Source organism: Micrococcus sp. KRD096 (genome assembly GCF_017168495.1).
GTDB lineage: Bacteria > Actinomycetota > Actinomycetes > Actinomycetales > Micrococcaceae > Micrococcus > Micrococcus luteus.
The window spans coordinates 1-3,296 of the sequence record NZ_JABFAY010000084.1 but is presented as its reverse complement, the minus strand read 5'-3'; the positions used below and the strand labels follow the sequence as shown (position 1 = coordinate 3,296).

Sequence of the window (3,296 nt, the reverse complement as noted above, 5' to 3'; positions counted from 1 at the left end):
TCTAGCTTGGACCTTGCCGTCCAACGCAGCTCGAAGACTTTGGCGGACCTGCTGGCGCCCCTTCGCTTCAGCGATCACCAAGGTGCCCTGATTTGCCGTGTAGCCGATGTAGTCGGGCCTTCTTGCTCCCTGGTACTGAATCACGTTGCCAGCGCGCGCTGCCAGCGAGAGGTGCGCTAGCCATGGGACGCCCAGCTTGTCGGCCGCGTAGGCCTTCGCCAGCGTGCCACCTAGAACGTAATTCAGATGCGTCTTCTCGGTCGGATCAAGTTCCTCATACTCAGCGGAGCGCGTGACGCGGTTATTGCCGTCGGGCTTCAGCAACCCAAGTGCGGCCCAGACACGCCACATTCGGAAGGCATACGCACCACTCGATCCCCAAGCACCCAACATATGACTCGGCTGGCCCGAAAGGTAAGCCGCGGCTACCAGGGACAGACCTGAGAGGCGTAACCGAAGTGGCTTTTGGGTGGCTGCCGCAGGCATACGCCGTCCCCCGTTACCCAGGGTGACGGGGAAGTCGAAGTGACGATGTGTTACCGCCCACGAAGGCGCCCATAGTGGCATGTACGCACCGTACCTGATGCAAACGCGACTGGCATGGACACATGGGCTGGCGGGCAGGGAGTCAGGTGGAATGGAGTCGATGCCAACTTCATGTGAGTTGTACGGACAGAAGGTGGAGGACACCAGAGGGGTGATGGCCCACCTGCCCAGGCAGGGGGTCTGCACTCCTCAGTCGACACCGGTACCCAGCCTTCATCCTCAGAAGACGCTTGAGGCAGACAGGCACCCTCCCGCTTAGAGCCCATGGCTTGCAGGCGCAGCCCAGCGCCAGTGGTACCCGAGCAACGCTCGGGCGGTTCCAAATCCCATGGTCGACTCCTCGCGCGTGGGGGATACCGTTCTGGTGTGCTCCCTGGACCGCATGGGCCGCACCATGGCCGACCTCGTGGCCCTCGTAAACCTGCTCCAAGACCGTGGCGTCAACTTCCGGTCCATCCGAGAGGGCATTGACACCTCTGGCCCCGCCGGCCGTATGGTATTCTACATCTTCGCCAGCCTGGCCGAGTTCGAGCACGCCACCATCCTCGAGCGCACAGAAACAGGCCGCCAGGCCGCCGCGGAGAAAGGCCGAAAAGGGGGTCGCCCCCGAAAGTACGACGCAAAGAAGATCGCTCTGGTGAAGCGGCTTCACAGCGCAAACGACATGACCCCCCGCGAGATTGCCAACGCCGCCGGGGTGTCAGTTTCCACCATGTATCGGCTCCTCAAGATAGAGGCGCCCTCGACGCAGGATTGAGCCTAGTCGGCGGCTCCACCATCAACGTCTAGGGTGAAATCAATGTCAAAGTTGAGGTCACCCCGCTTGATGATTGGCATGAGGAAGGTTCCCCGGAACCCCCGGAGCGCCATGCTCGCGACGGCTTCTCGGGCATAGGGGATGAGGGACATCACGGCAACTTCATTCGCGAATGAGTTGACGCTTTCCCTGGTCAGGAGACGGTGCGCGTCCGCAGGGAAAACGTACGATGCCACAGGCTCGGCCAGCACCTCCCCTGTACCATCGGGGATAGGGGCCGTAACTCGGAGATGGAAGTCGAGACGGATGGGTTTGCTACCAGCCGCGTCCCCGTCCCCGCCCCCTTGATAGGGACGTATGCGAAGGTCAAATCGGGGATCCCCAACTTCGTCTTCGCTCACAGGGTCTTCAAACTCCTCTGCCGACACGCGGAAGTACCTGATGTCCTCTAGAGTGGCGGCCTCTACTAGGTCAGTGAGCATCTCGTTCAAGTCGGTCATTTCTTGATCCCTACCTTAGCGAATCCCACCTTCGCCTTAGCATGCCACGTGATTATGTGGTGAGTACCACTAACGCCGTACTCGAACTTCCACCCGTCCGGCAAGTTGCGACCCATGGTCGAGGGATCCCGTGGCAGGCCGGACTGCGCCTCAGCTGTCCCGTCCGCGCTGGACCGTTCAGAAGGGGCGTAATCGCTCCCGTCGTCCGCGTAGGCTTCGAGGCGCAACCGAGCCTCTATAGCCAACGCGTACCGACGAAGAGTGGAAAAGGTGGGGTTGGAGTCGTACGCCTCGATTCGAGCAACGCTGCTCTGGTGCACCCCCATCCGCTGAGCCACTTCGGCCTGTGAGAGCCCGTGCTTCTCCCGGAGGTCCACCAGCTGGTCCATCAGCTGCCGCTGGGCGGCCGTCAGCGACTTAGCGCGGCTCCTGATGCGGCTTCTGTCCTCGGTCTTCATGCGGTATATGCTATACCCGCCAGCAGGGCGCGTCACCCCCGCTGGATTAGCTCGGGCACTCCCCAACGCGCCTCCGCGTTCACACGCGCCAGCTCCGCAGCTTTGTCGATCTCAACGTCCTGCGCCTGGTTCGTCTCCTCGTCCGACTCGAGTATGGCCTTCTCGTGACCGTGAAGACCTACCACCCAAGCCTCCCCCGTCTCGACGTAGTAGAGGCGGACCAACACCTCTTCCGGGTCCTTGTACAGCCCAGACACTATGTCCTGCCCTTGCACGGCGATGCCGTCCCAGCGAATCTCATACAGATCAACCTCGGGGTGACGCCGGACTTCTTTGACATGTGTCCCTGGCTGCAAGCGGCCCTTGGCCGCCAACTCGAGATGGTCCTCGAAGGCAGCAGCGTTCAGCTCCTCTAGATATTCGTTCTGCACACGCCCTGGCTTGTCCAAGCACTTCTGAAGGAACTCCACTGTCCGTTCGATGTGCTGACCGTTGGCCGTGAAGCGCCAGAAGTACTCGACGGCAACATTGCTACTGCACCTGGACCGCTTCGTCGTCATGGATGCATCTTAGGGACTCTGGCCGACTAGGCCACAGTCCCGTATCCAACCGGGGAGCGCACCGGTGAGTGGAGAGGCTAGCGGAGCCCTACGGGCCCAAGCCTCTCGGTCCCTCATCCCAGAAAACCCGCCGCCCTCCGCCCCTGCTCTGCGACATTCGCCCCCGCCGAGCAGACCCCCACCGATCGGCAGGCGTCTCTCGCGTGGCCCTGGGGCCGGCCGTCGACTGGCCGTCCTCGCCCCGGCGGTTCGGGAGCGTTCGGGAGGGCTATCACCGCGCCCTCATGATTGGCAGCACAGAGGGCTGTAGACGCTGGAGGATCACGCTGTGACCTCGCGCCGCCCACCGTCACGGATGACGACGGACAGGACGCGGCCCCGCGCGTGGGGGCCGACTGGTCAGTAGGGGCCGGTGATGAGCGAGGGGGCTGCAGACACAAGGAAGCCCGCCGCGGGGAGCGCCATGGAAGCTAGC

At 62.7% G+C, this 3,296-nt stretch carries 5 protein-coding genes; 1 reads left to right on the top strand and 4 read right to left on the bottom strand.

Annotation, left to right across the window (positions count from 1 at the left end):
- Window positions 1-351: hypothetical protein (locus J1M41_RS11795; RefSeq protein WP_206451821.1), on the bottom strand; the 351-nt coding region annotated here is incomplete at its 3' end.
- A 541-nt stretch (window positions 352-892) separates the two neighbouring features.
- Between J1M41_RS11795 and J1M41_RS11790 the strand changes: the two genes are divergently transcribed.
- Complete coding sequence (locus J1M41_RS11790; protein ID WP_206451820.1) at window positions 893-1,303, top strand: recombinase family protein; 411 nt, start codon at window positions 893-895, stop codon at window positions 1,301-1,303.
- A 2-nt stretch (window positions 1,304-1,305) separates the two neighbouring features.
- Here the strand turns inward: J1M41_RS11790 and J1M41_RS11785 are convergent, their stop codons facing one another.
- Genes J1M41_RS11785 through J1M41_RS11775 form a run of 3 tightly spaced genes read right to left on the bottom strand, consistent with a single transcriptional unit; the run spans window position 1,306 to window position 2,821 of the window.
- On the bottom strand, window positions 1,306-1,803 hold the full coding sequence (locus tag J1M41_RS11785) for a hypothetical protein (RefSeq protein WP_206451819.1): 498 nt from the start codon (window positions 1,801-1,803) through the stop codon (window positions 1,306-1,308).
- On the bottom strand, window positions 1,800-2,261 hold the full coding sequence (locus tag J1M41_RS11780; RefSeq protein ID WP_206451818.1) for a helix-turn-helix domain-containing protein: 462 nt from the start codon (window positions 2,259-2,261) through the stop codon (window positions 1,800-1,802). The genes J1M41_RS11785 and J1M41_RS11780 overlap by 4 nt, the downstream gene beginning before the upstream one ends.
- 32 nt (window positions 2,262-2,293) lie before the next feature.
- On the bottom strand, window positions 2,294-2,821 hold the full coding sequence (locus tag J1M41_RS11775; protein ID WP_206451817.1) for a hypothetical protein: 528 nt from the start codon (window positions 2,819-2,821) through the stop codon (window positions 2,294-2,296).
- Between the last annotated feature and the right edge of the window lie 475 nt (window positions 2,822-3,296).

Coding starts and splice junctions, on each gene's coding strand:
- J1M41_RS11785 (WP_206451819.1), bottom strand. CDS start 1,803: ATGACCGACTTGAACGAGATGCTCACTGACCTAGTAGAGGCCGCCACT.
- J1M41_RS11780 (WP_206451818.1), bottom strand. CDS start 2,261: ATGAAGACCGAGGACAGAAGCCGCATCAGGAGCCGCGCTAAGTCGCTG.
- J1M41_RS11775 (WP_206451817.1), bottom strand. CDS start 2,821: ATGACGACGAAGCGGTCCAGGTGCAGTAGCAATGTTGCCGTCGAGTAC.